The sequence below is a fragment of the Phyllobacterium pellucidum genome (assembly GCF_013327855.1).
Classification (GTDB): domain Bacteria; phylum Pseudomonadota; class Alphaproteobacteria; order Rhizobiales; family Rhizobiaceae; genus Phyllobacterium; species Phyllobacterium pellucidum.
The window spans coordinates 308,816-330,193 of record NZ_JABUMX010000002.1; the positions used below are offsets into that span (position 1 = coordinate 308,816).

At 59.0% G+C, this 21,378-nt stretch carries 22 protein-coding genes; 9 read left to right on the forward strand and 13 right to left on the reverse strand.

Annotated features, from left to right (window positions below; translation table 11 throughout):
- Window positions 1-50 precede the first annotated feature (50 nt).
- The 3 genes from ttcA to rpsD all read right to left on the reverse strand — a co-directional run bounded on the left by ttcA (window position 51) and on the right by rpsD (window position 2,578).
- On the reverse strand, window positions 51-893 hold the full coding sequence (ttcA, locus tag HQ945_RS09515; protein WP_091945570.1) for a tRNA 2-thiocytidine(32) synthetase TtcA: 843 nt from the start codon (window positions 891-893) through the stop codon (window positions 51-53).
- Between the two features lie 67 nt (window positions 894-960).
- Window positions 961-1,890 (reverse strand): glutaminase, encoded by a 930-nt coding sequence (locus HQ945_RS09520; RefSeq protein WP_027231635.1) that lies wholly within the window; start codon window positions 1,888-1,890, stop codon window positions 961-963.
- Between the two features lie 70 nt (window positions 1,891-1,960).
- Entirely contained in the window at window positions 1,961-2,578 is a 618-nt protein-coding gene (gene rpsD / locus HQ945_RS09525; protein WP_027231636.1) for a 30S ribosomal protein S4, read from the reverse strand.
- A 368-nt stretch (window positions 2,579-2,946) separates the two neighbouring features.
- Between rpsD and HQ945_RS09530 the strand changes: the two genes are divergently transcribed.
- Entirely contained in the window at window positions 2,947-3,876 is a 930-nt protein-coding gene (locus tag HQ945_RS09530) for an extensin-like domain-containing protein (protein WP_245273474.1), read from the forward strand.
- 18 nt (window positions 3,877-3,894) lie between these two features.
- Here the strand turns inward: HQ945_RS09530 and HQ945_RS09535 are convergent, their stop codons facing one another.
- The 3 genes from HQ945_RS09535 to HQ945_RS09545 form a co-directional block, all read right to left on the reverse strand.
- A complete protein-coding gene (locus HQ945_RS09535) occupies window positions 3,895-4,083 on the reverse strand; it encodes a DUF3008 family protein (RefSeq protein ID WP_027231638.1) in 189 nt (62 codons plus the stop codon).
- Between the two features lie 136 nt (window positions 4,084-4,219).
- The gene (locus HQ945_RS09540; RefSeq protein WP_113280627.1) at window positions 4,220-4,759 is read right to left on the reverse strand and encodes a DUF992 domain-containing protein; all 540 of its coding nucleotides are present in this window, start codon (window positions 4,757-4,759) and stop codon (window positions 4,220-4,222) included.
- A gap of 165 nt (window positions 4,760-4,924) precedes the next feature.
- Window positions 4,925-5,341, reverse strand: coding sequence for a winged helix-turn-helix transcriptional regulator (locus tag HQ945_RS09545; protein WP_036814544.1), 417 nt, complete (start codon window positions 5,339-5,341; stop codon window positions 4,925-4,927).
- Between the two features lie 147 nt (window positions 5,342-5,488).
- On the opposite strand from HQ945_RS09545, the gene HQ945_RS09550 reads away from it, so the two are divergent.
- Together HQ945_RS09550 and HQ945_RS09555 are read left to right on the forward strand one after the other, a co-directional pair.
- Window positions 5,489-6,130, forward strand: coding sequence for an NAD(P)-dependent oxidoreductase (locus HQ945_RS09550; protein WP_174208048.1), 642 nt, complete (start codon window positions 5,489-5,491; stop codon window positions 6,128-6,130).
- A 145-nt stretch (window positions 6,131-6,275) separates the two neighbouring features.
- Window positions 6,276-7,322, forward strand: coding sequence for an LLM class flavin-dependent oxidoreductase (locus HQ945_RS09555; RefSeq protein ID WP_174208049.1), 1,047 nt, complete (start codon window positions 6,276-6,278; stop codon window positions 7,320-7,322).
- A 10-nt stretch (window positions 7,323-7,332) separates the two neighbouring features.
- On the opposite strand, the gene HQ945_RS09560 is transcribed toward HQ945_RS09555, so the two are convergent.
- The 4 genes from HQ945_RS09560 to HQ945_RS09575 form a co-directional block, all read right to left on the reverse strand.
- A complete protein-coding gene (locus tag HQ945_RS09560) occupies window positions 7,333-8,556 on the reverse strand; it encodes a hypothetical protein (protein WP_174208050.1) in 1,224 nt (407 codons plus the stop codon).
- Window positions 8,557-8,822: 266 nt separating this feature from the next.
- On the reverse strand, window positions 8,823-9,266 hold the full coding sequence (locus HQ945_RS09565; RefSeq protein WP_162737176.1) for a hypothetical protein: 444 nt from the start codon (window positions 9,264-9,266) through the stop codon (window positions 8,823-8,825).
- 168 nt (window positions 9,267-9,434) lie between these two features.
- A complete protein-coding gene (murI, locus tag HQ945_RS09570) occupies window positions 9,435-10,301 on the reverse strand; it encodes a glutamate racemase (RefSeq protein ID WP_246272636.1) in 867 nt (288 codons plus the stop codon).
- Complete coding sequence (locus HQ945_RS09575; protein ID WP_174208051.1) at window positions 10,276-11,127, reverse strand: RNA methyltransferase; 852 nt, start codon at window positions 11,125-11,127, stop codon at window positions 10,276-10,278. The genes murI and HQ945_RS09575 overlap by 26 nt, the downstream gene beginning before the upstream one ends.
- 187 nt (window positions 11,128-11,314) lie before the next feature.
- On the opposite strand from HQ945_RS09575, the gene HQ945_RS09580 reads away from it, so the two are divergent.
- Window positions 11,315-12,529, forward strand: coding sequence for an NADP-dependent isocitrate dehydrogenase (locus HQ945_RS09580; RefSeq protein ID WP_174208052.1), 1,215 nt, complete (start codon window positions 11,315-11,317; stop codon window positions 12,527-12,529).
- Between the two features lie 152 nt (window positions 12,530-12,681).
- A complete protein-coding gene (locus tag HQ945_RS09585) occupies window positions 12,682-12,996 on the forward strand; it encodes a YciI family protein (RefSeq protein ID WP_027231647.1) in 315 nt (104 codons plus the stop codon).
- Window positions 12,997-13,626: 630 nt separating this feature from the next.
- Here the strand turns inward: HQ945_RS09585 and alaS are convergent.
- Window positions 13,627-16,290: an alanine--tRNA ligase gene (gene alaS / locus HQ945_RS09590; RefSeq protein WP_113280621.1), complete on the reverse strand. Its 2,664-nt coding sequence runs from the start codon at window positions 16,288-16,290 to the stop codon at window positions 13,627-13,629.
- A 251-nt stretch (window positions 16,291-16,541) separates the two neighbouring features.
- Window positions 16,542-17,633: a recombinase RecA gene (gene recA, locus HQ945_RS09595; RefSeq protein ID WP_027231649.1), complete on the reverse strand. Its 1,092-nt coding sequence runs from the start codon at window positions 17,631-17,633 to the stop codon at window positions 16,542-16,544.
- A 316-nt stretch (window positions 17,634-17,949) separates the two neighbouring features.
- Here recA and HQ945_RS09600 point away from each other — a divergent pair, with 316 nt between their 5' ends.
- Entirely contained in the window at window positions 17,950-18,900 is a 951-nt protein-coding gene (locus HQ945_RS09600; protein WP_027231650.1) for a carbohydrate kinase family protein, read from the forward strand.
- Window positions 18,901-18,914: 14 nt separating this feature from the next.
- A complete protein-coding gene (locus tag HQ945_RS09605; protein ID WP_027231651.1) occupies window positions 18,915-19,832 on the forward strand; it encodes a pseudouridine-5'-phosphate glycosidase in 918 nt (305 codons plus the stop codon).
- Here HQ945_RS09605 and HQ945_RS09610 read toward each other — a convergent pair.
- The gene (locus tag HQ945_RS09610) at window positions 19,825-20,487 is read right to left on the reverse strand and encodes a YiaD family glycine zipper/OmpA-like lipoprotein (protein WP_091945527.1); all 663 of its coding nucleotides are present in this window, start codon (window positions 20,485-20,487) and stop codon (window positions 19,825-19,827) included. The genes HQ945_RS09605 and HQ945_RS09610 overlap by 8 nt on opposite strands.
- Window positions 20,488-20,763: 276 nt before the next feature.
- Here HQ945_RS09610 and HQ945_RS09615 point away from each other — a divergent pair, with 276 nt between their 5' ends.
- Both HQ945_RS09615 and HQ945_RS09620 read left to right on the forward strand, forming a co-directional pair.
- The gene (locus tag HQ945_RS09615) at window positions 20,764-21,027 is read left to right on the forward strand and encodes a CopG family ribbon-helix-helix protein (RefSeq protein WP_027231653.1); all 264 of its coding nucleotides are present in this window, start codon (window positions 20,764-20,766) and stop codon (window positions 21,025-21,027) included.
- A gap of 2 nt (window positions 21,028-21,029) precedes the next feature.
- Window positions 21,030-21,335 carry a type II toxin-antitoxin system RelE/ParE family toxin gene (locus tag HQ945_RS09620; RefSeq protein WP_113280620.1) on the forward strand — a complete coding sequence of 102 codons (306 nt, stop codon included), beginning with the start codon at window positions 21,030-21,032 and terminating at the stop codon, window positions 21,333-21,335.
- Window positions 21,336-21,378 lie beyond the last annotated feature (43 nt).

The following is a 21,378-nucleotide window of genomic DNA, read 5'->3' on the forward strand; positions in this document are numbered from 1 at the left end:
GGCGGTGGTGTGGCGGTCATCCCTCTGGGCATAGCCCGAGGATCCCACCTTCAACCCGCCACCAGCCCGGCAAAATCGAAGATCTTGCGGTCGAGCAGATGGCTCGGCCGGGTGTTGGCGAGGGCGCGGATCATCGTTTCCTTGCGGCCCGGCATGCGCCTTTCGATGTCGGCCAGCATGGCCTTCATGGCGTTACGCTGCAGGCCCTCCTGGCTGCCGCATAGATCGCAAGGAATAATCGGAAACTGCATGGCGCCCGCAAACTTTTCCAGATCATCTTCCGCGCAATAACTCAACGGCCGCAGCACCATCAGGTCGCCTTCGTCGTTGAGAAGCTTTGGCGGCATTGCTGCGAGCCGTCCGCCGTGGAAGAGGTTCATGAAGAAGGTTTCGAGAATGTCCTCGCGGTGATGGCCGAGGACGAGCGCAGCGCAACCCTCTTCCCGGGCGACGCGGTAGAGATGTCCGCGACGCAGGCGCGAGCACAGCGAACAATAGGTCTGGTTTTCGGCGATCTTATCCGTGACCACCGAATAAGTGTCCTGATATTCGATGCGGTGCTCGATACCGTTCGCCTTCAGGAAATCCGGCAGGATATGCTTGGGAAAATTCGGCTGTCCCTGGTCGAGATTGCAGGCGAGGAGTTCGACCGGGAGCAGACCGCGCCATTTTAGGTCGAGCAACAAGGCCAGGAGACCATAGGAGTCCTTGCCGCCCGAAAGTCCGATCAGCCAGCGCTCGCCGGGCTTGACCATGGCGAAATCCTCGAGCGACTGGCGCGTTTGGCGCAGGAGCCGCTTGCGCAACTTGTTGAACTCGACGGAGGACGGCACGCCGAGAAACATCGGATGGCAGCCGCTTGCGTCGGTGAGGTCAAGCTCATGGATGGTCATGGAAATATCCCGCTACGATCCGGTTCGTCGCCTTAATTGCATCGCAGGATCGCCGAAGGCAAGTCCTTCATTGTCCGAAGACGGACCAGCCGGTGCGCTGGGCGAGCAATTCGAGCGCGGCCGACCCGAGCAGCGAGTTGCCGTTCTCGTTCAATCCCGGCGACCAGACCGCAATCGAGGCTTTGCCCGGCGCCACGGCAAGAATCCCGCCGCCAACACCGCTCTTGCCCGGCAGGCCGACGCGATAGGCGAAATCGCCGGAGCCGTCATAATGCCCGCACATCAGCATCAGCGCGTTGATGCGCCGCGCCCGGCCCGGTGAAACGACGCTGCCGCCATTGAGCGGATTGCGGCCGGCCGACGCGAGATAAAGTCCGGCATGGGCAAGCTGGCGGCACGACATGGCGATAGCGCAATGGTGGAAATAGACCCCGAGGACATGCTCGACGGGATGATTGAGATTGCCGAAAGCGCGCATGAAATTGGCAAGCGCAATGTTGCGGTAGCCGGTCTGCGTTTCGGAACGCGCAACGTTCTCGTCGATCGCGATGGTTTCATCATCGGCGACGTGGCGAATGAACTGCACGATTTCGCCGATCGCCTCCCGCGGTTGATGCCCGGCAAGAACCACGTCCGCAACCGCGATAGCGCCCGCATTGATAAAGGGATTGCGCGGCTTCCCCTTCTCCTGCTCCAGCTGGACGATGGAGTTGAAGGCATTGCCGGAAGGCTCACGCCCAACCCTCTTCCACAGCCCGTCGCCGATCTTGCCGAGCGCAAGCGTTAGCGTGAAAACCTTGGAAATGCTCTGTATCGAGAAATTGGTTTCGGCATCGCCCGCGACATGGACTTTCCCGTCAACCGTTATCATGGCGATGCCGAACTGTTTCGGGTCCACCGTCGCGAGTTCCGGAATGTAATCGGCAAGTTTGCCCTCACCGATGCGGCCGGAAAGGTCGCTGTAGACACTGTCGACGATAGCCTGAAGGTCGGTCATGGCCGGACTCCGGTTGAAAAAAAAGCCGCCGAGATTTCTCCGGGCGGCTTTTTCTGAAATTCAGAACTGATTAACGCGAATAGAATTCGACGACCAGGTTCGGTTCCATCTGTACAGCGTATGGCACGTCGGAGAAAGCCGGAACGCGGCTGTACTTGGCAACCATCTTGTTGTGATCGACTTCGAGATACTCGGGAACATCGCGTTCAGCGAGCTGAACCGATTCCAGAACGATCACGAGCTGCTTCGACTTTTCGCGAACTTCAATGACGTCGCCAGCCTTGCAGATATAGGACTGGATGTTCGTGCGGCGGCCGTTGACGTTGACGTGGCCGTGGTTGACGAACTGGCGCGCGGCGAAGATCGTCGGAACGAACTTGGCGCGGTAAACGATCGCGTCAAGACGCGACTCGAGCAAACCGATCAGCTGTTCGCCGGTATCGCCCTTGCGGCGTGCAGCTTCCTCATAGGTCTTGCGGAACTGCTTTTCCGAAATGTCGCCGTAGAAACCCTTCAGCTTCTGCTTGGCGCGCAGCTGCACACCGAAGTCGGAAAGCTTGCTCTTGCGGCGCTGGCCATGCTGGCCCGGGCCGTATTCGCGGCGGTTTACCGGGGACTTCGGACGGCCCCAGATGTTTTCGCCAAGACGGCGGTCAATTTTATACTTGGACGATTCGCGCTTGCTCATCGCATTTCCTTTCAACAAATACGAACCGAAGCTCACGCGCCGGTTCAAGGAAACGCGCCCTCCTCTGCCTCCTTTGTGTGAAGACTGACAGAATGATTCACGCACGCATTGCGAAATCACTCACGGGACACGTCAAATGAAACGCAGAGCCGTTGGGCCCTGCGCTGGGGTGGCTTCTAGTGGGAAGGGCCAGGGATGTCAAGCGGGGGCGCGCCTGTTTCAGCGGCTCACATTATTTGAAACCCATGGCCCGGTTGAGGCGTTAGGTTAGACGCTCAACAGGAGTAGAGCCGATAATGACCCTATTCTCGCAGCATTCTCGCAGGTCCGTACTTCTTTTATCCTTCACCGCCCTTATCGCAAGCACAATGATCATCACGACGTCCGACGACGCCGATGCACGGCGCCGGCGTCCGCCCCGTGCGGTCACAACGGCAGCGCCACTGCCTGTCGTACCGCCAATCCCTGAATCCAATCCCCGGGCGGCACAATCGACCGAAGCGCCTAAACCGGAAGAGAAGCCCAAGGAGGAAATCCAGAAAGCGGATCCCGAAACGCCGGTTCCTTCGCAAAAACCTGCTGCAGGGGAAAGCAAGCCCGAACCAGCGTCGAAGCCCGACGTGAAAGCTGGAGAGCAACTGGGGCCCAATCCGCTGCCAAAACCGGAAGAAACCGGCAAAAACACCGAGAAGGGCGATCAGGAAGAGAGTGTTGAAAAAGTCGATCCCTCCATCTCGCCGGACCGTGTCTACCAGAACGCCTGTCCAGCGTTGATGAACGGGGAAGTCGAGGGCTCACTCATACCGCCATTGTCGGAGGGCATCTGCGGCGAACGTTCGCCTTTGAAGATTACGGCGATCGGCAAGGACAATCCGGTGAAATTTGCGGCCGCCATCACCACCAACTGCGCAATGGCCGGTTCGCTGGCGAATTGGATCATCGAGGTGCAGGCGGAAGCCCAGAAGGATTTCGGAGCGGAAATCGAAAGCATCACCACCGGCTCAGACTATCAGTGCCGCAAGGTAAACAACGGGCATAAGGGCCGTGTTTCGGAGCATGCCTTTGCCAATGCCCTCGATATCGTCGCGTTCAAGTTCAAGAATGGGAAAAAGACGGAACTCGGTACAGGCTGGAAGGGATCGCCCGAGGAACAGACATTCTGGCGCGCCTTGCACAAGGCAAGCTGCGAGCGCTTCATGACCGTCATCGGCCCCGACGGTGATGCCGCACACCAGGGCAATCTGCACCTCGATCAGGGCTGTCACGGAAAGAAGTGCGAGGCGCGCATCTGTCAGTAAGAAACGCGCCTCGATCTATCACTCGCTGGTTTTCTTCTTCGGCAGACCCTTGCGCTTGGTTTCGGCAAATTCTTCCAGCTGCTTTTCGCTCATCGAGTCATACATGCTCTTCGAGGCACCCTGGAGTTCGCTCTTCTTGGTTTCTCCGCGCTTTGCCGAAAGCGCAGCACCAGCGGCCTTTTGCTGGGCTTGGGATTTTGCGGGCATCGGATTTCTCCCTGTGGGTGGTTGCACAAGGAAAGAAACGCAAGCGCTATGGCTCGGTTCCACGTTCACATTTCCGCTGACTTGGAAAGTATGAAGGGGGCACGCTGGCCCCCTTCGTTCACCTCTGGCTAATCGGTTAGCTGCGATGCTTTTGCTTCTTGACCGGCTTGGCTCCTTCCACCGGCTCCAGCGACAGACTGCTGACGCCGACAGCAACGTTGAAACCTTGCGTTCCTTCGGTGCTGAACGGCTGCAGGCCGATATTCTTGTTGGATCCGCCGATAAGGGCATTGGCGCCAAGGCCGAGCCCGACGGAAGCACCCGCCGACACGCCGACATACTTGCCGGCAAGCGCATTGGCACCCGGCTTATTGTCCGCTGTCGTCACAACGGTCCAGCTCAGATACGTTTTTTGCGTTATGCCGAGGTCAAGGCCGAGTTTACCGAGGCGGCCCTTGTAGTTTTCAACCGAACCGTCGCGATGCTTGTAGGCACAGTTGATCGCCTTGTTCGACCCGAAAACCAGCCCGACGCCGCCATCGACCTGGCACGACAGGATTCCGATATGGGTTGCTTTCGCTGGTGTTTCGGCTTTCGTCGTCTTGGCAGTTGCTGCGATGGTGCCACCGGTAAGGGCGGTCGCCGCCACAATGAGCGCCGGAATGAATCGTACCATAATTGTCTTTCTCCGTTGATCTTAATGAAATCACTATCGGCACATGACGCGCCTCAATGAACCATTCCCCGGAAAATCCCGAGGGCTGCCTTAAACGTTCACATGATTGGATGGTTCCGGCGGCCGTGCAACCAATTTCGCAATTGGCGCAGCAATTGCCGTGTGTCAGCCTATTGGCGCCGCGTCGAACACCTTGCGCGCGTCCCTGAGATTGTCACGGTTTTTTACCGCCCATTCGCCAAGCGCCCCGATCGGCACCGCAATCGAATGGCCCATCGGCGTCAGCGCGTAGGTAACTTCCGGCGGCGAGGTTGGCTTGACCGTCCGCAACACAAGCCCTTCGCGCTCGAGCGAACGCAACGTTACCGTCAGCATGCGCTGCGAAATACCCTCGATCATTCGCCGCAGCACATTGAAGCGACGCGGTCCTGCCTGGAGATTGATGATTGTTAGCAGGCTCCACGAATCGCCGATAATATCCAGCACCTCGCGCATCGGACATGAACCGCTGCCGTCCGATTCCATTGCCGCCATGGAAGCGAGAAGCGGCGTCTTGCCTTCGGTTTTCGCGTGAATGCTCATGCGCTCGATGTCCTTGCTGTGGCGGGCGGTTACCTGGATGTGCCCTGAAACGGAAAAAGTGCGTTCTTCCCAATTCATGTTTCCTAGCATAGGTAGTTATCAATCGTAACTACAAAACGATGCGTACCCGCATCAAAGGAGCATCCCATGAAAATCGCATTGATTGGCGCCACCGGTTTCGTCGGCACGCAGATCCTGAAAGAGGCTTCGTCGCGCGGTCATGTCGTGACGGCGCTGGTACGCAACGTCGACAAGGTAGAGAAGCGCGATGGCATCAAGGCTGTGGAAGCGGACGCGCTCAACACCGCCGATCTCGCAGCCAAGCTGAAGGGAAACGACATCGTCATATCAGCCTATAATCCCGGCTGGGACAATCCCGATATCAAGGCCGTCCATATCGCTGGCAGCAAATCGATCACCGAAGCGACGAAACAGGCCGGCATCAAGCGACTGATCGTGGTCGGTGGTGCCGGTAGCCTGCGTGCGCCAGACGGTTCCCAGTTCGTCGATGGCGCGGCGTTCCCGGCAGAGTACAAGGAGGGCGCTTTGGGTGCACGCCAGGCACTCGAGGATCTTCGCAGCGAAACCGCACTTGACTGGACCTTTGTCTCGCCGCCCTTCACGCTTGTTCCCGGCGAGCGGACCGGCAAATACCGCCAAGGCAAGGACGAGCCTGTCTTTGGAGCCGACGGCAAGAGCACGATCAGCACCAGCGACCTGGCGGTGGCAATTCTCGACGAGGCTGAAAAGCCGGCGCACGCGCACGAGCGCTTTACCGTCGGCTATTGACCGCACGCGGCGTGCGTGGCGTTGCTTTCAGGCGCCACGCGCCCCGCCAGTATCCTTTTTGTGCCTCGGACACCGTGATGTGCGTTCTTCACAGAACCACTTTCTGTGCTTACCTGTGCGACAAGGTTTGAACGAGGCGTCAAAAATGGAACTTGGTATTTATACATTTGCCGGGATGAGTCCCGACCCTGCAACCGGCGTCGCCATCAGCGCGCACCAGCGCATGCAGAATCTCCTCGAGGAGATGGAACTGGCCGACCAGGTAGGGCTCGACGTCTTTAGCATCGGCGAACATCATCGGCCGGACTTCGTCATCTCGACACCGGCCGTGGCTCTCGCAGCCGGTGCGGCGCGCACCCGGAACATCCGCCTGACGAGTGCCGTCACGGTGCTGAGTTCCGACGACCCGGTGCGGGTATTTCAGGAGTATGCGACGCTCGATCTGATTTCCTCCGGGCGCGCCGAGATCATGGCCGGCCGGGGCTCCTTCATCGAATCCTTTCCGCTCTTCGGTTATGATCTCAATGACTACGATGAACTCTTTGCGGAGAAACTCGACCTTCTGCTCAAGCTGCGGGGCAGCGAGCGTGTAACTTGGAAGGGCAATTTGCGCGCTTCTCTGAACGATCTCGGCGTCTATCCGCGCCCATTGCAAAATCCCCTGCCCGTGTGGATTGCCGTGGGCGGGACGCCGCAATCGGTGATCCGCGCGGGAACGCTCGGTCTCCCGCTTGCCGTCGCTATCATCGGCGGCGAGCCGCATCGTTTTGCGCCGCTGGTCGAACTCTACCGCGAGGCGGGAGCCAAGGCCGGCCATTCCCCGGACAAACTCAAGGTCAGCATCAACTCGCACGGTTATGTTGCCGCGACATCGCAGGCTGCCTCCGACGAGTACTGGCCGTCCTATGAAGTCGTGATGAACAAGATCGGCCGCGAACGCGGCTGGCCGCCGAGCAATCGCGCCCAGTATGAAGCCGGCCGCACCATGCGCGGTGCCTTGCTTGTCGGCTCGCCTCAGGAAGTGATCGACAAGATCATGCTGCAGCATACCTATTTCAGGCATGACCGCTTCATGCTGCAGATCGATCTCGGCAGCCTGCCACACATAAACACCCTGAAGGCTATCGAACTTTACGGGACCGAAGTCGCACCGGTCATCCGCAAGGAGCTTGGCGGCGCGAAGCCATCTTGAGGAGGTTGCATTAGCGATGCTCGATCGACAGCAGCGTATCAACCGCCCATTGCTTTAAACCGGGGTCGTCCATCAGGATAAAAAGGTAGGTCACACCGTCCCTCGCAACGGCGCAGCCCTCGAGCCATTGATCGGTCTTGCCGTCTTCTTGTTTCTTGTAGTTCCATATGCCGTAAAAGCTGAGCTTGTCCTTGACGACTGAAACATCGAGCTTGCCGGTAAACCCCTCCGGCGGGCGGCGGTCATCATGTTCGATGGTCGTCGCGGCCGGCACGACGATGCAGCCGATACTCTTGAACACATTCTGTTTGAAACGATCGTTCCAGCCCAGAATGAAATGTCCGGGCAGCCTTATCCACCAATTATCGTCAAAGGGTTGCGGTCGTGGATAGCGCAGATAGCCCATGCCGGGCGGCCTCGGCCACGTCTTCGACCGGCTCGCAGTCTCAAATGCGGCGACATTCAACTTCTTGTCTGTCTCGAGGCGTGGTTCTTCCCTTGCGATCTTGATGAGTTCCGAGAGCACTTGAATGAAAAGCGCTTCATACTGGTCGATCGGGCCACGCCAGGGGAACGAGCGCCACAACATCGCCTCCGCCAGTCCAAAAGCAGCCCGCGCGGGCAGGCCGAAATCCCACCAGGGAAAAAAGTTGTCAGCCTCGCCCTTGAAGCCAAAGAAATCCACGTCGCGTGGGCCGCGAACTGTCATGATCCGGTCCTTGAAAACATCAAGCGCTTCGCGTGCTGACAGGGAAAGCGACAGCGGGCCGTGCTTGCTGGCGCTGCTGCGCTCAACGACGACTTTCGAGACCGAGTTGAAATAAACGCTCATGTGGGTCTGGAGGACATCGTAATTTCGGTCCATCCAATACTGGGTGTCGTCGCTGAATTCCTCATCCTGCGTGACAACAAGTTTTTCCTGTTCGACCAATTCGTCCAGCAAGGCCACGAGATAATCATGATAACCCGGGCCGGTTGCCACCGTCGCCGCCGAGAAATTAACCCGGGCGCCGTCTTGGTAGAAATGCACATCCTCGTCCGTCGGCAAGATCGAGCAACTTGACCTCGCCTTGCCGTCATCACCCTCGGCAGTGATGACAGCCAGCGGTCCCAAAGTCGGCTCCTTGCGCGCCAACAGGCAAAACTTGCGGGCGAGATCCTTGGCGCTTGGCCGCTGCTTTGAAGATTTGATCTTTTCTTGGCGAGAGAGGACGAGTCCCAGAATAATGCTCACGAAAGCCCTCGGCGATATTGGAAAGCGTTGTATCTGATCGGCAGTCTCGGCGGCGGGGGCGCGGAGCGCTGTGAAAAAACCCGCCGGCACGCAGGTGCTATGAATATTGCAAATGAAGGATCGGCGCGCAGCGACCGATGGAACTGGAAGGTGTCGCGGAGGGTCATGCCGTCCGGCACGGACTATCGCCACCACTTCCACTTTTATCGCCACCATTTTCAGGCAGAGTGAGAATTGAAGAGGGGCCGCCTCATTGGCAGCCCTGTTTATTCGATGATCTGGATTGGCGAATTGTCCACCGGTTTTGGTGGCTCGGTGGTTTTCCCTTTTTTCTTCGGGGCAACGCTCGGCTCTGCAGTCCGCGCCACGGGGGAGCGGGCATCCATGAACGATTGGATTTCGTTGAGACCGACCGTATCGCCATTGCCTCGGCTGATTTCATCAAAGTGGTCGGCGATGAAGCCCCAACCGGCATCCTTTGCCTGTTGTGCGGTCAAGCGGCCCGAGGGGCCGGCCGCCGCCTCGAACTGCCTCTTCAACCGCTGATCGAGTTCCTTCTGAATGTTCTGCGGCGTCATCGGCGTACGCACCGTGCCAGGCGAATCGGGCGGTGGGAAGCCCAGTTTCTCGCCCGCACTCGCAGGCGAGAAGAATAGGATGCTGGCGGCAATTGCCAACATCATCCCCGATAGAAGTTCGACAGATCGCATAAAATACTCCCAGTCCAATGCAATAGATGGGCGCGGTTATGTTTCGCCCAAATGGTATCACCAATGGCAACTCGATAAACGCGAGCCTAGGAGCGCAGTAACGCCTGGTCAATTATTCGAAAGTTCAACACGCCCGTTTTTTCAACGCCGCGCAACATGGCCTATGCTTTAGGCGAAAGTGGCGGAGTTGCCGTCCGAAACCAATTGCAATCCAAGATTGGTGTCGAGACCGAACCCCTGCATCAGGCGGCGCGTGGAGAAATCTGGATTGCCCGATGTGAACATGGCAAAATCGTCGCCGTGTTCGGGTTCTTCGCCGGTACCGTTGACCTTGAGCAATGAAAGACCACGGCGAGCAATGGCCTCGGCGGGATCGAGCCAGTCGACCGGCCATGGAGCGAGCCGGCGAAAGACGTTTGCGAGGAAAGGATAATGGGTGCAGGCGAGGACGACGATGTCCGTCCGCTTGCCGTCCCGTTCGTAGAAGCAGGGGGCAATCTCCTGCCTGATTTCGGCATCGTCGACGAATTCCCCGCGAATATGGGCTTCCGCCAGGCGGGCCAGGCTCTGGCTGCCAACAAGACGCACGTGGCATTGCGAGGCAAACGACTGGATAAGGTCGCGTGTATAGGCGCGCCGAACCGTTCCGGGTGTTGCAAGGACGCTCACGAGGCCCGACGAAGTCCGCTCGGCGGCTGGCTTGATGGCCGGTACCGTTCCGACAAAGGGGACGCCCGGATAGGCTCTGCGCAGATCGTCGAGCACGAGCGTCGATGCCGTATTGCAGGCGATGATTGCGATTTCGGGGTCGAATTTCGCGATCAGTCCACCGAAGAGTTCAACGATGCGCTCGCATAAGGCCGCCTCCTCCCAATCGCCGTAGGGAAAGCCGGCATCATCCGCGATATAGACAAAGCGCCGGTCTGGCATCAGAACCCTCGCCTCGCGCAGAACGGTGAGGCCGCCAATGCCGCTGTCGAAGACAAGGATCGGTCGGTCGGCGACCCGCTCATTCATCGTCAGTCGGCCTTTCATTAGCCGGCTCATCGATCGGCTTTGCCCGCTTGCGCCCTTCCGGCGCTCCGGCGCCGCGCGGCGTATCGGGGCTGAAGAAGTCGAGAGAGACAAGGACGCCGCGCAGGAGCTTCAGCTCCGAATCCGAAAAACCCGGCCGGGTGAGGACGCCGCGCAGGTTATTGACCATGATCTCCTTGCGGGCCATCGGCCGGAAATATCCCCTCGCCTGCAGCGCTTCTTCCAGATGATTGAAGAAGCCCTGCAACTGATCCTTGGGCGCCGGCGCAAGCTCGGGGCCGCGAAAGGCGGTATCGGTATGTTTCTCGAGGCCGGATTTCATCCATTCATAGGACATGAGCAGGACCGCCTGGGCAATGTTGAGCGACGAGAATGCCGGATTGACCGGAAACGTCACCAATTCATCGGCAAGGCTGACTTCGTCATTATTGAGGCCGATGCGCTCGCGCCCGAAAAGAATTCCGGTTCGCTCGCCGCGGTTGAAGCGCTGGCGCAGCACCACGCCCGCTTCCACCGGCCCCCGCACCTGCTTGAACGCATCACGCTCGCGCGCCGTCGTTGCATAGACGAAATTCAGATCCTTGATGGCAGAAGGCAGATCCTCGAAAACCTGCGCCGCATCGATGATGTGGTCCGCCCTGCTCGCCGCGGAGCGCGCCTTCTCGTTGGGAAATTCCTCGCGCGGCTTGACGAGCCGCAGTTCGGCCAGGCCAAAATTGGCCATGGCGCGCGCCACCATGCCGATGTTCTCGGGCAATTGCGGTTCAACGAGAATAATTGCCGGGCCTTCGGCAATAAGCGTGCGTTGTCTATCTGTACCGGCCATCTCTTGTTCCTGCTGATATTGCCGCCGTCATAACGCGCGATCTTTTGATGGGCAATCCTGACTTAAAATAACGGCATGGCTGGTCGGCAGCTTTGCGTTCGGCGATCCCGATGCTATAGGGGCGCGAACCCTCACTGAAAACCGATGCTGACATTCCCACACCCAGCAAAATAGAGGCTGACTATCCATGGCAAAGATCAAGGTTGCAAATCCGGTCGTCGAGCTTGACGGCGACGAGATGACCCGCATCATCTGGCAATATATCAAGGAAAAGCTGATCCATCCTTACCTGGATATCGATCTGAAATATTACGACCTCGGGATCGAGCACCGCGATGCCACCAATGATCAGGTGACGGTCGATGCGGCCAATGCCATCAAGGAGTATGGTGTCGGCGTCAAGTGCGCGACGATCACGCCGGATGAGCAGCGAGTCGAGGAATTCGGCCTGAAGAAGATGTGGAAATCGCCCAACGGCACGATCCGCAACATTCTCGGCGGCGTCATCTTCCGCGAGCCGATCATTGCCAAGAACGTTCCGCGCCTCGTTCCGGGCTGGACGCAGCCGATCATCGTCGGCCGTCATGCCTTCGGCGACCAGTACCGCGCGACCGACTTCAAGTTCCCGGGCAAGGGCAAGCTGACGATCAAATTTGTCGGCGAAGACGGCCAGACGATCGAGCACGAGGTCTATGACGCGCCCGGCGCCGGTGTTGCGATGGCGATGTACAATCTCGACGAATCGATCCGTGATTTCGCCCACGCTTCGTTCAACTATGCCTATAATCGCGGCGTTCCCTGCTATCTGTCGACCAAGAACACCATCCTCAAGGCCTATGACGGCCGCTTCAAGGACATCTTCCAGGAAGTTTACGAGGCAGAATTCAAGGCGAAGTTTGCCGAAAAGAAGATCTTCTACGAGCATCGCCTGATCGACGACATGGTTGCTTCCGCGCTGAAGTGGTCCGGCGGCTATGTCTGGGCCTGCAAGAACTATGACGGCGACGTGCAGTCCGATATCGTCGCGCAGGGCTTCGGCTCGCTCGGCCTGATGACCTCGGTTCTGATGACGCCGGATGGCAAGACGGTGGAAGCGGAAGCTGCCCACGGCACCGTGACCCGCCACTATCGCCAGCACCAGAAGGGTGAAGAAACATCGACCAACTCGATCGCTTCGATCTTTGCCTGGACCCGCGGCCTTGCGCATCGCGCCAAGCTCGATGGCAATGCCGAGCTCGAGCGCTTCAGCCACACGCTGGAGAAGGTCTGCGTCGACACAGTCGAAGCCGGTTACATGACCAAGGACCTCGCGCTCCTGATCGGTCCGGATCAGCCCTGGCTGTCGACCACCGGCTTCCTCGACAAGATCAATGAAAACCTGTCGAAGGCGATGGCTGCCTAAGCCATCTGAAAGCATCAATGCTAAGAGCTCCGGTGAAAACCGGAGCTCTTTTTGTTTGTGCGCTTCGCGAATGAGCGATGCGAAAATGGCGCGCCAAAAAGCGCTGTTTTGGGTATTATGCGTGATGCTATGATCACCCGAGGGGACCGAAGATGAGCAAGCAGCAGTTCTTTTTCCGCCTGATCCCGCCACGGCCGACCTTTGCGGACGACATGGACGATGACGAGCAAGAGCTGATGCGCCAGCACGCAAGCTATGTGCAGGAATGTTTCAACGAGGGCTTTGTCCTTGCCTATGGCCCGGTGCATGAGCCCGACGGCAGCTTCGGGCTCGCTCTTCTTGAGGTAAATGATCATGCGGAAGCGGTCCGCTTCGGCGACAACGACCCGACCGTACTCGCCGGCCTCAACAGCTATACGATAGCGCCCATGCATATCGCGGCTGCACAGGCGCCGCGCGAGGAGTAAGCACGGCGCTAGCTTTCGTTGCCTGAACCCGCTTCCCCGGTCCCGACCGCGTTTTGCCGAGGTGGACTAGCCGCCGCTGCGGCAGAGTTGGAGCGGCAGTAAAGGTCAAAGCGGCAGCAACCGCAGCGAACCTGCTCTTGTGCTCCAGCACCTTCTGAAAGACCGCTGCGGATATTTTGCATACAATCTTTGAACTCTTTCAAACACGATATGCGCGGCAGACATCTCCAAACCGATGAGGGTAACCGCCCCCATACGCACGTCCTTAACAACGCCCGCCGACTGGCATCCGTTTAGTGCGACAAGCACGGCCGTCAACACAAACGCGACACCCCCGTTTCATAGGGACCCGCCTCAAACCATGTGTCAGACGTAAAGCAACGGTCGACCGTCACAACAAATAATAAAACTTCAATACCGGCCAAGATCGGTCGGCGCTTCCGCAATAGTCACTCGAATTTAGTGTCTATACCAAGCCAAAAACTTAATAATCAAAATACTATTCAAGCATTACATCACGCAACGCTTGAAAGAACAAGTACGTTCCAACGCAGTACTATTTCCAATAAGTATAATACGCATAGCGGCGAGTTGGCCCGGTCATACAGCAGCATGACCGGGTACGCGAATCTAGGCGCCGAGCGCCTGGCGGACGGCCGAAATCGCGTCTTCGGCTTTTCCGCCATCCGGGCCCCCGGCCTGGGCCATGTCGGGACGGCCGCCGCCGCCCGCGCCGCCAAGAGCGGCGGATGCAATGCGGACAAGATCGACGGCGCTGTACTTGCCGATCAAATCCTCGGTGACCCCGACAACCGCACTCGCCTTGCCATCTTCGGAGACGCCGACGAAGGTGACGACCCCCGAGCCGACGCTCTTCTTGGCATCATCGGCGAGCGGCTTCAGGTCGCGCGGATTGACGCCGCTCACCACCTTGCCGATGAAGCCTACACCGTTGACCGTCTCCGGCGCGCCGCCTGCGGCTCCGGAAGAACCGCTTCCAAGAGCCAATTGCTTACGGGCTTCGGTAAGCTCGCGTTCGAGCTTGCGGCGTTCATCGACCAGCGCCGTCACCCGGGCCAGCGCATCAGCCGGCGTCGCCTTCAGAACCGACGCGATCGCCTTGACGCGGTCGTCCTGCTCCTCGAGATAGCGCCGCGCAGCTTCTCCGGTCAGCGCCTCGAGGCGGCGCACGCCAGCAGCGACAGCGCCTTCAGAGACCACGCGAATAAGCCCGATATCACCCGTGGCGCGTACATGCGTGCCGCCGCAAAGCTCGGTGGAGTAGCTTTTTCCGGCCTTGTCGCCTCGCACAGCCGTGCCCATGGAGACGACGCGAACCTCATCGCCGTATTTTTCACCGAAGAGCGCCATAGCGCCTTCGGCAATCGCATCGTCGACCGCCATGAGGCGCGTCGATACCGGCGCGTTCTGCAACACGATCTCATTGGCAATGTCTTCGATTGCCGCGAGTTCCTTGTCGGAAATCGGCTTCGGGTGCGAAAAATCGAAACGCAGCCGGTCGGGGGCAACAAGCGAGCCCTTCTGGGCAACATGGGTTCCGAGCGTTTCGCGCAGCGCCTCATGCAACAGGTGGGTTGCCGAATGGTTGGAGCGGATACGGGTGCGGCGCGCCTTGTCGACGATAAGTTCGACCGGGGCACCGACCTTCGCCGTTCCCTTCATCACCTTGCCGATATGGACGAAGACGCCGTCATTCTTCTTCTGCGTATCGCTGATCTCGATGACAAGGCCGTCGCCGGTGATCGTTCCGGTATCGCCCTGCTGTCCGCCGGATTCGCCATAAAAAGGCGTCTGGTTGACAACGACGGCCACAGCATCGCCTTCGCCCGCCGTTTCGACGCTGGCACCGTTCTCAACGAGCGCGGTTATGACGCCTTCAGCCTGCTCGGTCTCATAACCGAGAAATTCAGTGGCACCGACCTTGTCGCGAACCGAGAACCATACGGTCTCGGTCGCCGCATCCCCGGAACCCGCCCAGCTCGCGCGCGCCTCGGCTTTCTGCCTTTCCATGGCCGCATCGAAGGCTTCCGTGTCGACGCCGATGCCGCGCTGGCGCAGCGCATCCTGCGTCAGGTCGAGCGGGAAACCATAGGTGTCGTAAAGCTTGAACGCGGTCTCGCCATCGAGCTTGTCGCCCTCACCGAGGGATTCGGTCGCTTCGCCGAGGAGGCCGAGCCCGCGATCGAGGGTCTTGCGGAAGCGCTTTTCTTCAAGCTTGAGCGTTTCCGAGATCAATGCTTCGGCACGCACGAGTTCGGGATAGGCTTGGCCCATTTCGCGCACCAGCGCCGGCAACAGCCGCCACATCAGAGGCTCGCGTGCGCCAAGGAGCTGCGCATGACGCATGGCGCGGCGCATGATGCGGCGCAGCACATAGCCGCGACCCTCGTTCGACGGCAACACGCCATCAGCGATAAGAAAGCTTGAGGAGCGCAGGTGATCGGCAATAACCCGGTGGCTGGCGCGGAACTTACCCTCGGCCTTTACTCCCGTTGCCTCCTCGGATGCGTGGATCAGCGTCTGGAATAGATCGATGTCGTAATTGTCGTGCTTGCCCTGAAGCACAGCGGCAAGGCGCTCGAGGCCCATGCCGGTATCGATCGATGGGCGCGGCAGATCGATGCGCTGCTCCTTCGTCACCTGCTCGAACTGCATGAAGACGAGGTTCCAGATTTCGATGAAACGGTCGCCATCCTCATCGGCGCTGCCGGGAGGGCCGCCCCAGATTTCAGAACCGTGATCGTAGAAGATTTCCGAGCACGGACCGCATGGACCCGTATCGCCCATCGCCCAGAAATTATCGCTCGTAGCGATGCGGATGATTTTCTCTTCCGGAAGCCCGGCGATCTTCTTCCAGAATCCGGCTGCTGCATCGTCGGTGTGGTAGACGGTGACCGTCAGCTTGTCCTTTGGAAGCCCGAACTCCTTGGTGATCAGGTTCCACGCAAGCGAGATCGCCTCTTCCTTAAAGTAATCGCCAAAGGAAAAATTGCCGAGCATTTCAAAGAAGGTGTGGTGACGCGCCGTATAGCCGACATTGTCGAGGTCATTGTGCTTGCCACCGGCGCGCACGCATTTCTGCGATGTCGTCGCCCGGTTATAGGGACGGTGCTCGATGCCGGTGAAAACATTCTTGAATTGCACCATGCCCGCATTGGTGAACATCAGCGTCGGGTCATTGCGCGGCACGAGCGGGCTCGACGCCACGATCTCATGGCCGTTCTTCTTGAAATAGTTCAGAAATGTCGACCGGATCTCGTTGACGCCACTCATGCTGCTTGCCTTCTGACTTCTTATATCCAAATGGAATTAGCCCCATTCTTAGCGAAGGAGCGGAACGAAACGCTTGTAGCGACAGGGCTGCGTGCTGTCCAGAAAATCCCTATTGCCGCGAGGTGCGACCGGCCAGGGAATTGGCCAAGCCAAAGCGCGACCGGCCAGGGAATTGGCCAAGGCAAAATGATAAGACCCGCAGCCGTCACCGGCCGCGGGTCTCAAATCCTCAGTCAATATCTAGAGGCGGCTCAGCCTTCGGCGGCGTCGGGTTCGTCGTCCTCTACTTCTCCGACATTCTTGTCGAGCATCTGCTCGGCAATGAGACCGGCATTCTGGCGCAACGCCAGTTCGATCTCATTGGCTATTTCCGGATTCTCCTTCAGGAACAGTTTCGCGTTGTCGCGGCCCTGGCCGAGGCGCTGCGAATTATAGGAGAACCATGAACCAGATTTTTCGACAATGCCGGCCTTGACGCCAAGATCGACCAGCTCGCCCGTCTTGGAGACGCCCTCGCCATACATGATGTCGAACTCGACCTGCTTGAAGGGCGGCGCCAGCTTGTTCTTGACGACCTTGACGCGCGTCTGGTTGCCAACGACCTCGTCACGCTCCTTGAGCGATCCGATGCGGCGGATATCGAGGCGAACAGATGCATAGAACTTCAGCGCATTGCCGCCCGTCGTCGTTTCTGGCGAACCGAACATCACACCGATTTTCATACGGATCTGGTTGATGAAGATGACCATGCAATTGGAACGGGAAATCGATGCGGTGAGCTTGCGCAGCGCCTGGCTCATCAGGCGGGCCTGCAGACCCGGCAGGGAATCGCCCATCTCGCCCTCGATTTCCGCCCGGGGCGTCAGCGCCGCAACGGAATCGACGACGAGAACGTCGATGGCGCCGGATCGCACCAGCGTATCGGTAATTTCAAGCGCCTGCTCGCCCGTATCCGGCTGCGAGATCAGAAGGTTCTCAAGATCAACGCCAAGCTTGCGGGCATAGACGGGGTCGAGCGCGTGCTCAGCGTCGACAAAGGCGCAAATGCCGCCCTTCTTCTGGGCTTCGGCGATCGTATGCAGGGCAAGCGTGGTCTTACCTGAGCTTTCAGGCCCGTAAATCTCGACGATGCGGCCTTTCGGCAATCCGCCGACGCCAAGGGCAATATCGAGCGACAGCGAGCCGGTCGGAACCGTTTCGATCTCCACAACCTGCTCGTTGCGGCCAAGCCGCATGATCGAGCCCTTTCCAAAGGCCCTCTCGATCTGGGACAATGCCGCATCCAGCGCTTTCGTTTTATCCACCGAATTACCCTCAACCAACCGCAATGAATTTTGAGCCATGTTACACTACCCCTGTGTTGTGCATGAAGTCCGGATGTCGCTTCTGATGAACTTATTTGTATCTGTTTTGTTCTCATTTTGCAATAGACATAAGTTATTGAAATAAACACATAACTTCAAAATGTTCGTAAAATGTTCTTGTACGGGCAGACATGCTGTCAGGCAAGCTTTCCGCTGTTTCCAGGCGTTGCCGGACAAACCGAAGTTGCGAAAATCGAATCGGCCGGATTATTGCGCCTGTCCGACTGACACTTTAGAGAAGTAGCGCAACGCCAGCCCTTCAATCCGTGGTTTTAAATCGGACAAGCAATCACCCATGACGTCAGGCAACAAACCGCTGCTCTTTGCTGTTGGCGGCGCCCATCTCGACCGGCGCGGCCAAAGCACAGTACCGTTTGTGCCCGGCGCTTCAAACCCCGGTATCATGCGCGAAGAGCCGGGCGGCGGTGTCTTCAATGCGTTAAGGCTGGCGATGCAGCGCGGCATCGCAGCTGAACTCCTGTCCATACGCGGCGGCGACCGTATCGGCGAGACGATTAGCGCAGCGATCGAGTCAGCCGGCATCATCGATAGCTCCGTCGTCTTCATGGACCGGGCGACGCCGAGCTATACGGCAATCCTCGACGAACATGGCGATGTCGTCGCCGCAATCGCCGACATGGCGCTTTATGAAGTCGCGCTCCCCCGGCAACTGCGCCGGCGGAAGGTGCGCGATGCCGTGGCAGCGGCCGACGCCATATTTTGTGATGCCAACCTTCCGGCCGATGCGCTGGAAAGGCTTGCGGGCCTTGCGGAACATCGGCCGATCTATGCCCTGGCGATATCCCCGGCAAAGGCGGTGCGCCTGCGCACGATCCTTGGCAATCTCAACTGCCTTTTCATGAACCGCCGTGAAGCATTGGCCCTGACCGGCCTTGGCCAATCGGCGGAGCTAAAGGAAATCTGCGCAGCGTTGCGCGCGGCGGGCCTTCAAGTCGCCGTCATCAGCAATGGCGCCGGTCCCACCCTCGCCTACCATAACGATCTAGCCTATACACTCGAACCGCCTGGCGTCGACGGGATTGCTGATGTGACCGGCGCAGGTGACGCGCTTGCCGGCGGAACGATTGCCGGGCTGATGCAAGGTGTCGCGTTTCACGAGGCAGTCCGTCAAGGTATGACCGCGTCGATGCTGACATTGAAGACACATTCCGCCAGCCCGATCTTTACCCCCGAGGAATTCGACGCAGCGCTTTCCTTGATACCCGATGCGACCCTGCTGCGTTGATCAAAGGAGCCGACATGACCCTCAATCCCTTTACCGATATTGCCCCCGAGGTCGAGCAGGCACTTGATGCGGGCAAGCCGGTTGTCGCGCTGGAAAGCACAATCATCACTCATGGCATGCCCTATCCCGACAACAGCCGCATGGCCGCGGATGTCGAGGCCATCATTGCGGAAGAAGGCGCTGTTCCAGCGACGATTGCCATTGTCGACGGCCGGCTCAAGATCGGGCTCTCCGCCAATGAACGTGAAGCGCTCGCGCAGGTGAAGGGCGCCATGAAGCTGTCGCGCGCCGACCTTGCCTTCGCGCTCGCCGAAGGACGCACTGGTGGCACGACGGTTGCAGCCACCATGCTTGCCGCGCATCTTGCTGGCATCAAGGTTTTTGCCACGGGCGGCATCGGCGGCGTGCACAAGGGCGCAGAATTGAGTTTCGATATATCGGCCGACCTTGAAGAACTCGGTCGAACCTCGGTCATCGTCGTCTCCGCCGGGGCCAAGGCCATTCTCGATATCGAAAAGACGCTGGAAGTGCTTGAAACCAAGGGCGTTCCTGTCGTCGTCCATGGCGCCGATGTGCTTCCCGCCTTCTGGTCGCGCCAATCGCCGATCAAGGCGCCGCTGCGGCTCGACTCAGCCGAGGCAATCGCCGGGTTTCAGCGGGCACGCGAAGCCATCGGCGTCAACGGCGGCATGCTGATCGCCAATCCCATTCCGGCAGCGGACGAAATTCCAGCGGAGAGAATGGCGGGCTATATCAGCGAGGCGATCGCACGCGCCACGAAAGATGGCGTCACCGGCAAGGCCGTGACGCCATATCTACTTTCCGAAATTCTCGACATCACCAAGGGTGAGAGCCTCAAGGCGAACATCGCACTCGTCGAGAACAATGCGCGCTTTGCCGCGAGGATCGCCGTGGCGCTCGCTATCAGGTAAGCGGCGCGATCTGAATTTCGACGCGGCGATTCTGGGCGCGCCCGGCTTCGGTCGCGTTCGTTGCGACCGGCTGCGAGGGGCCGAAGCCGCGTACGTCGAAGCGGCGGTTGTCGATGCCCTGCTGGGTCAGGTAGTTGGATACGGAAAGCGCCCGGCGCTCAGAGAGAAGCTCGTTATGCTGCAGGCTACCGGTGGAATCCGTATGGCCGGCGACATCGACGATAGTCTGGTTGAATTTGCGCAGGACCACAGCGACGGAACTGAGCGTCGGGTAGAACTCCGGCTTCACCTGATCCTGGTCGGTGTTGAAGGTAATGTTCGACGGCATGTTCAAAATGATCCGGTCGCCATTCCGGGTCACCGAGACGCCGGTCCCTTGAAGCTGCGCGCGCAACTCCGCTTCCTGGCGGTCCATGTAGTTGCCGATCGCGCCGCCACTGAGCGCACCGATGCCTGCACCGATCAGCGCGCCATTTCGACCCGACTTGCCGCTGCCGCCGCCAATGGCAAAACCGGCGAGCGCACCTGCTGCCGTTCCGATCAAGGCGCCGCCGGCGGTGTTCGACATCTTCTGGTCACCCGTATAGGGGTCCGTCGTCGTGCAGCCCGCCAGAAAGGTCGCTGCCAGGCAGCTGATGGCAAATTTCTTCATCATCGAATCAAGTCCCCGTTTGGATGTGGCGCGGACTATACAAGCGATTCGGGCAAAATATGGGAGGCCAAAAATGCGTGATGGACGCACCTATACAGCCATCCTCGCGACTTGGCTGGCGGCCTTTAGACTAAGGTCGAACTGATTTTGTGAAGGCACGGCATGACGGCGCGTGGGGCTTAAAGCCAGGCCGCATCGATACACTAGAAAGCACGATGGCAGCGCCTAAGAAAACGTGCTAGGGTGTACACAATCCAACACATGAGGGAGGCAAGTTTCATGACCACCAGCACTACCATGACGATTCGGGTTCGGCCCGATGTGAAAGAAAAGCTCGACCGGATAGCGGCCGACACGCAACGGAGCAAATCGTTCCTCGCCGGCGAAGCTGTCGCCGCCTATGTTGATCGCGAGCTTGAAATCATCGACGGCATCAAGCGCGGCATGGCCGATGTTGCGGCCGGCCGTGTCGTGCCCCATGAACAGGTGATGGCGGAAGCCCGCCAGATCATCGCGGACGCGAAGCGTAAAAAAGCCTCGTAAGAATGAGGCGGGTCATCTGGTCGGCCGACGCACGGCACGATTACCTCGACATTCTGCAATTCGTGGCCGCTGACAACCCGCTTGCTGTTGAAAGGGTAGCGGATGCGATCGAGCAGGTGGGCAACGGACTTGGCGAGTTTGCGACCGGAAGGCCGGGCCGGGTCACAGGTAGCTATGAAAAGTCCGTTGCCCGCCTGCCCTACATCATAGCCTATGAGATCAAGAGCCACGGCGGGCAAGAGGTTATAGCCGTCTTGCGGGTCATCCACACATCGCGGGATTGGTTGGCCGAGGAATGGCCGGACTAACTTAAGAAGTAGTGACATCTCTCGCTATATGTCGTCAGATTTC

Bases quoted from the DNA above. Each gene is read 5' to 3' on its own strand.
- ttcA (WP_091945570.1), bottom strand. From the start codon at position 893: ATGACCATCCATGAGCTTGACCTCACCGACGCAAGCGGCTGCCATCCG.
- HQ945_RS09520 (WP_027231635.1), bottom strand. From the start codon at position 1,890: ATGACCGACCTTCAGGCTATCGTCGACAGTGTCTACAGCGACCTTTCC.
- rpsD (WP_027231636.1), bottom strand. From the start codon at position 2,578: ATGAGCAAGCGCGAATCGTCCAAGTATAAAATTGACCGCCGTCTTGGC.
- HQ945_RS09530 (WP_245273474.1), top strand. From the start codon at position 2,947: ATGATCATCACGACGTCCGACGACGCCGATGCACGGCGCCGGCGTCCG.
- HQ945_RS09535 (WP_027231638.1), bottom strand. From the start codon at position 4,083: ATGCCCGCAAAATCCCAAGCCCAGCAAAAGGCCGCTGGTGCTGCGCTT.
- HQ945_RS09540 (WP_113280627.1), bottom strand. From the start codon at position 4,759: ATGGTACGATTCATTCCGGCGCTCATTGTGGCGGCGACCGCCCTTACC.
- HQ945_RS09545 (WP_036814544.1), bottom strand. From the start codon at position 5,341: ATGAGCATTCACGCGAAAACCGAAGGCAAGACGCCGCTTCTCGCTTCC.
- HQ945_RS09550 (WP_174208048.1), top strand. From the start codon at position 5,489: ATGAAAATCGCATTGATTGGCGCCACCGGTTTCGTCGGCACGCAGATC.
- HQ945_RS09555 (WP_174208049.1), top strand. From the start codon at position 6,276: ATGGAACTTGGTATTTATACATTTGCCGGGATGAGTCCCGACCCTGCA.
- HQ945_RS09565 (WP_162737176.1), bottom strand. From the start codon at position 9,266: ATGCGATCTGTCGAACTTCTATCGGGGATGATGTTGGCAATTGCCGCC.
- murI (WP_246272636.1), bottom strand. From the start codon at position 10,301: ATGAAAGGCCGACTGACGATGAATGAGCGGGTCGCCGACCGACCGATC.
- HQ945_RS09575 (WP_174208051.1), bottom strand. From the start codon at position 11,127: ATGGCCGGTACAGATAGACAACGCACGCTTATTGCCGAAGGCCCGGCA.
- HQ945_RS09580 (WP_174208052.1), top strand. From the start codon at position 11,315: ATGGCAAAGATCAAGGTTGCAAATCCGGTCGTCGAGCTTGACGGCGAC.
- HQ945_RS09585 (WP_027231647.1), top strand. From the start codon at position 12,682: ATGAGCAAGCAGCAGTTCTTTTTCCGCCTGATCCCGCCACGGCCGACC.
- alaS (WP_113280621.1), bottom strand. From the start codon at position 16,290: ATGAGTGGCGTCAACGAGATCCGGTCGACATTTCTGAACTATTTCAAG.
- recA (WP_027231649.1), bottom strand. From the start codon at position 17,633: ATGGCTCAAAATTCATTGCGGTTGGTTGAGGGTAATTCGGTGGATAAA.
- HQ945_RS09600 (WP_027231650.1), top strand. From the start codon at position 17,950: ATGACGTCAGGCAACAAACCGCTGCTCTTTGCTGTTGGCGGCGCCCAT.
- HQ945_RS09605 (WP_027231651.1), top strand. From the start codon at position 18,915: ATGACCCTCAATCCCTTTACCGATATTGCCCCCGAGGTCGAGCAGGCA.
- HQ945_RS09610 (WP_091945527.1), bottom strand. From the start codon at position 20,487: ATGATGAAGAAATTTGCCATCAGCTGCCTGGCAGCGACCTTTCTGGCG.
- HQ945_RS09615 (WP_027231653.1), top strand. From the start codon at position 20,764: ATGACCACCAGCACTACCATGACGATTCGGGTTCGGCCCGATGTGAAA.
- HQ945_RS09620 (WP_113280620.1), top strand. From the start codon at position 21,030: ATGAGGCGGGTCATCTGGTCGGCCGACGCACGGCACGATTACCTCGAC.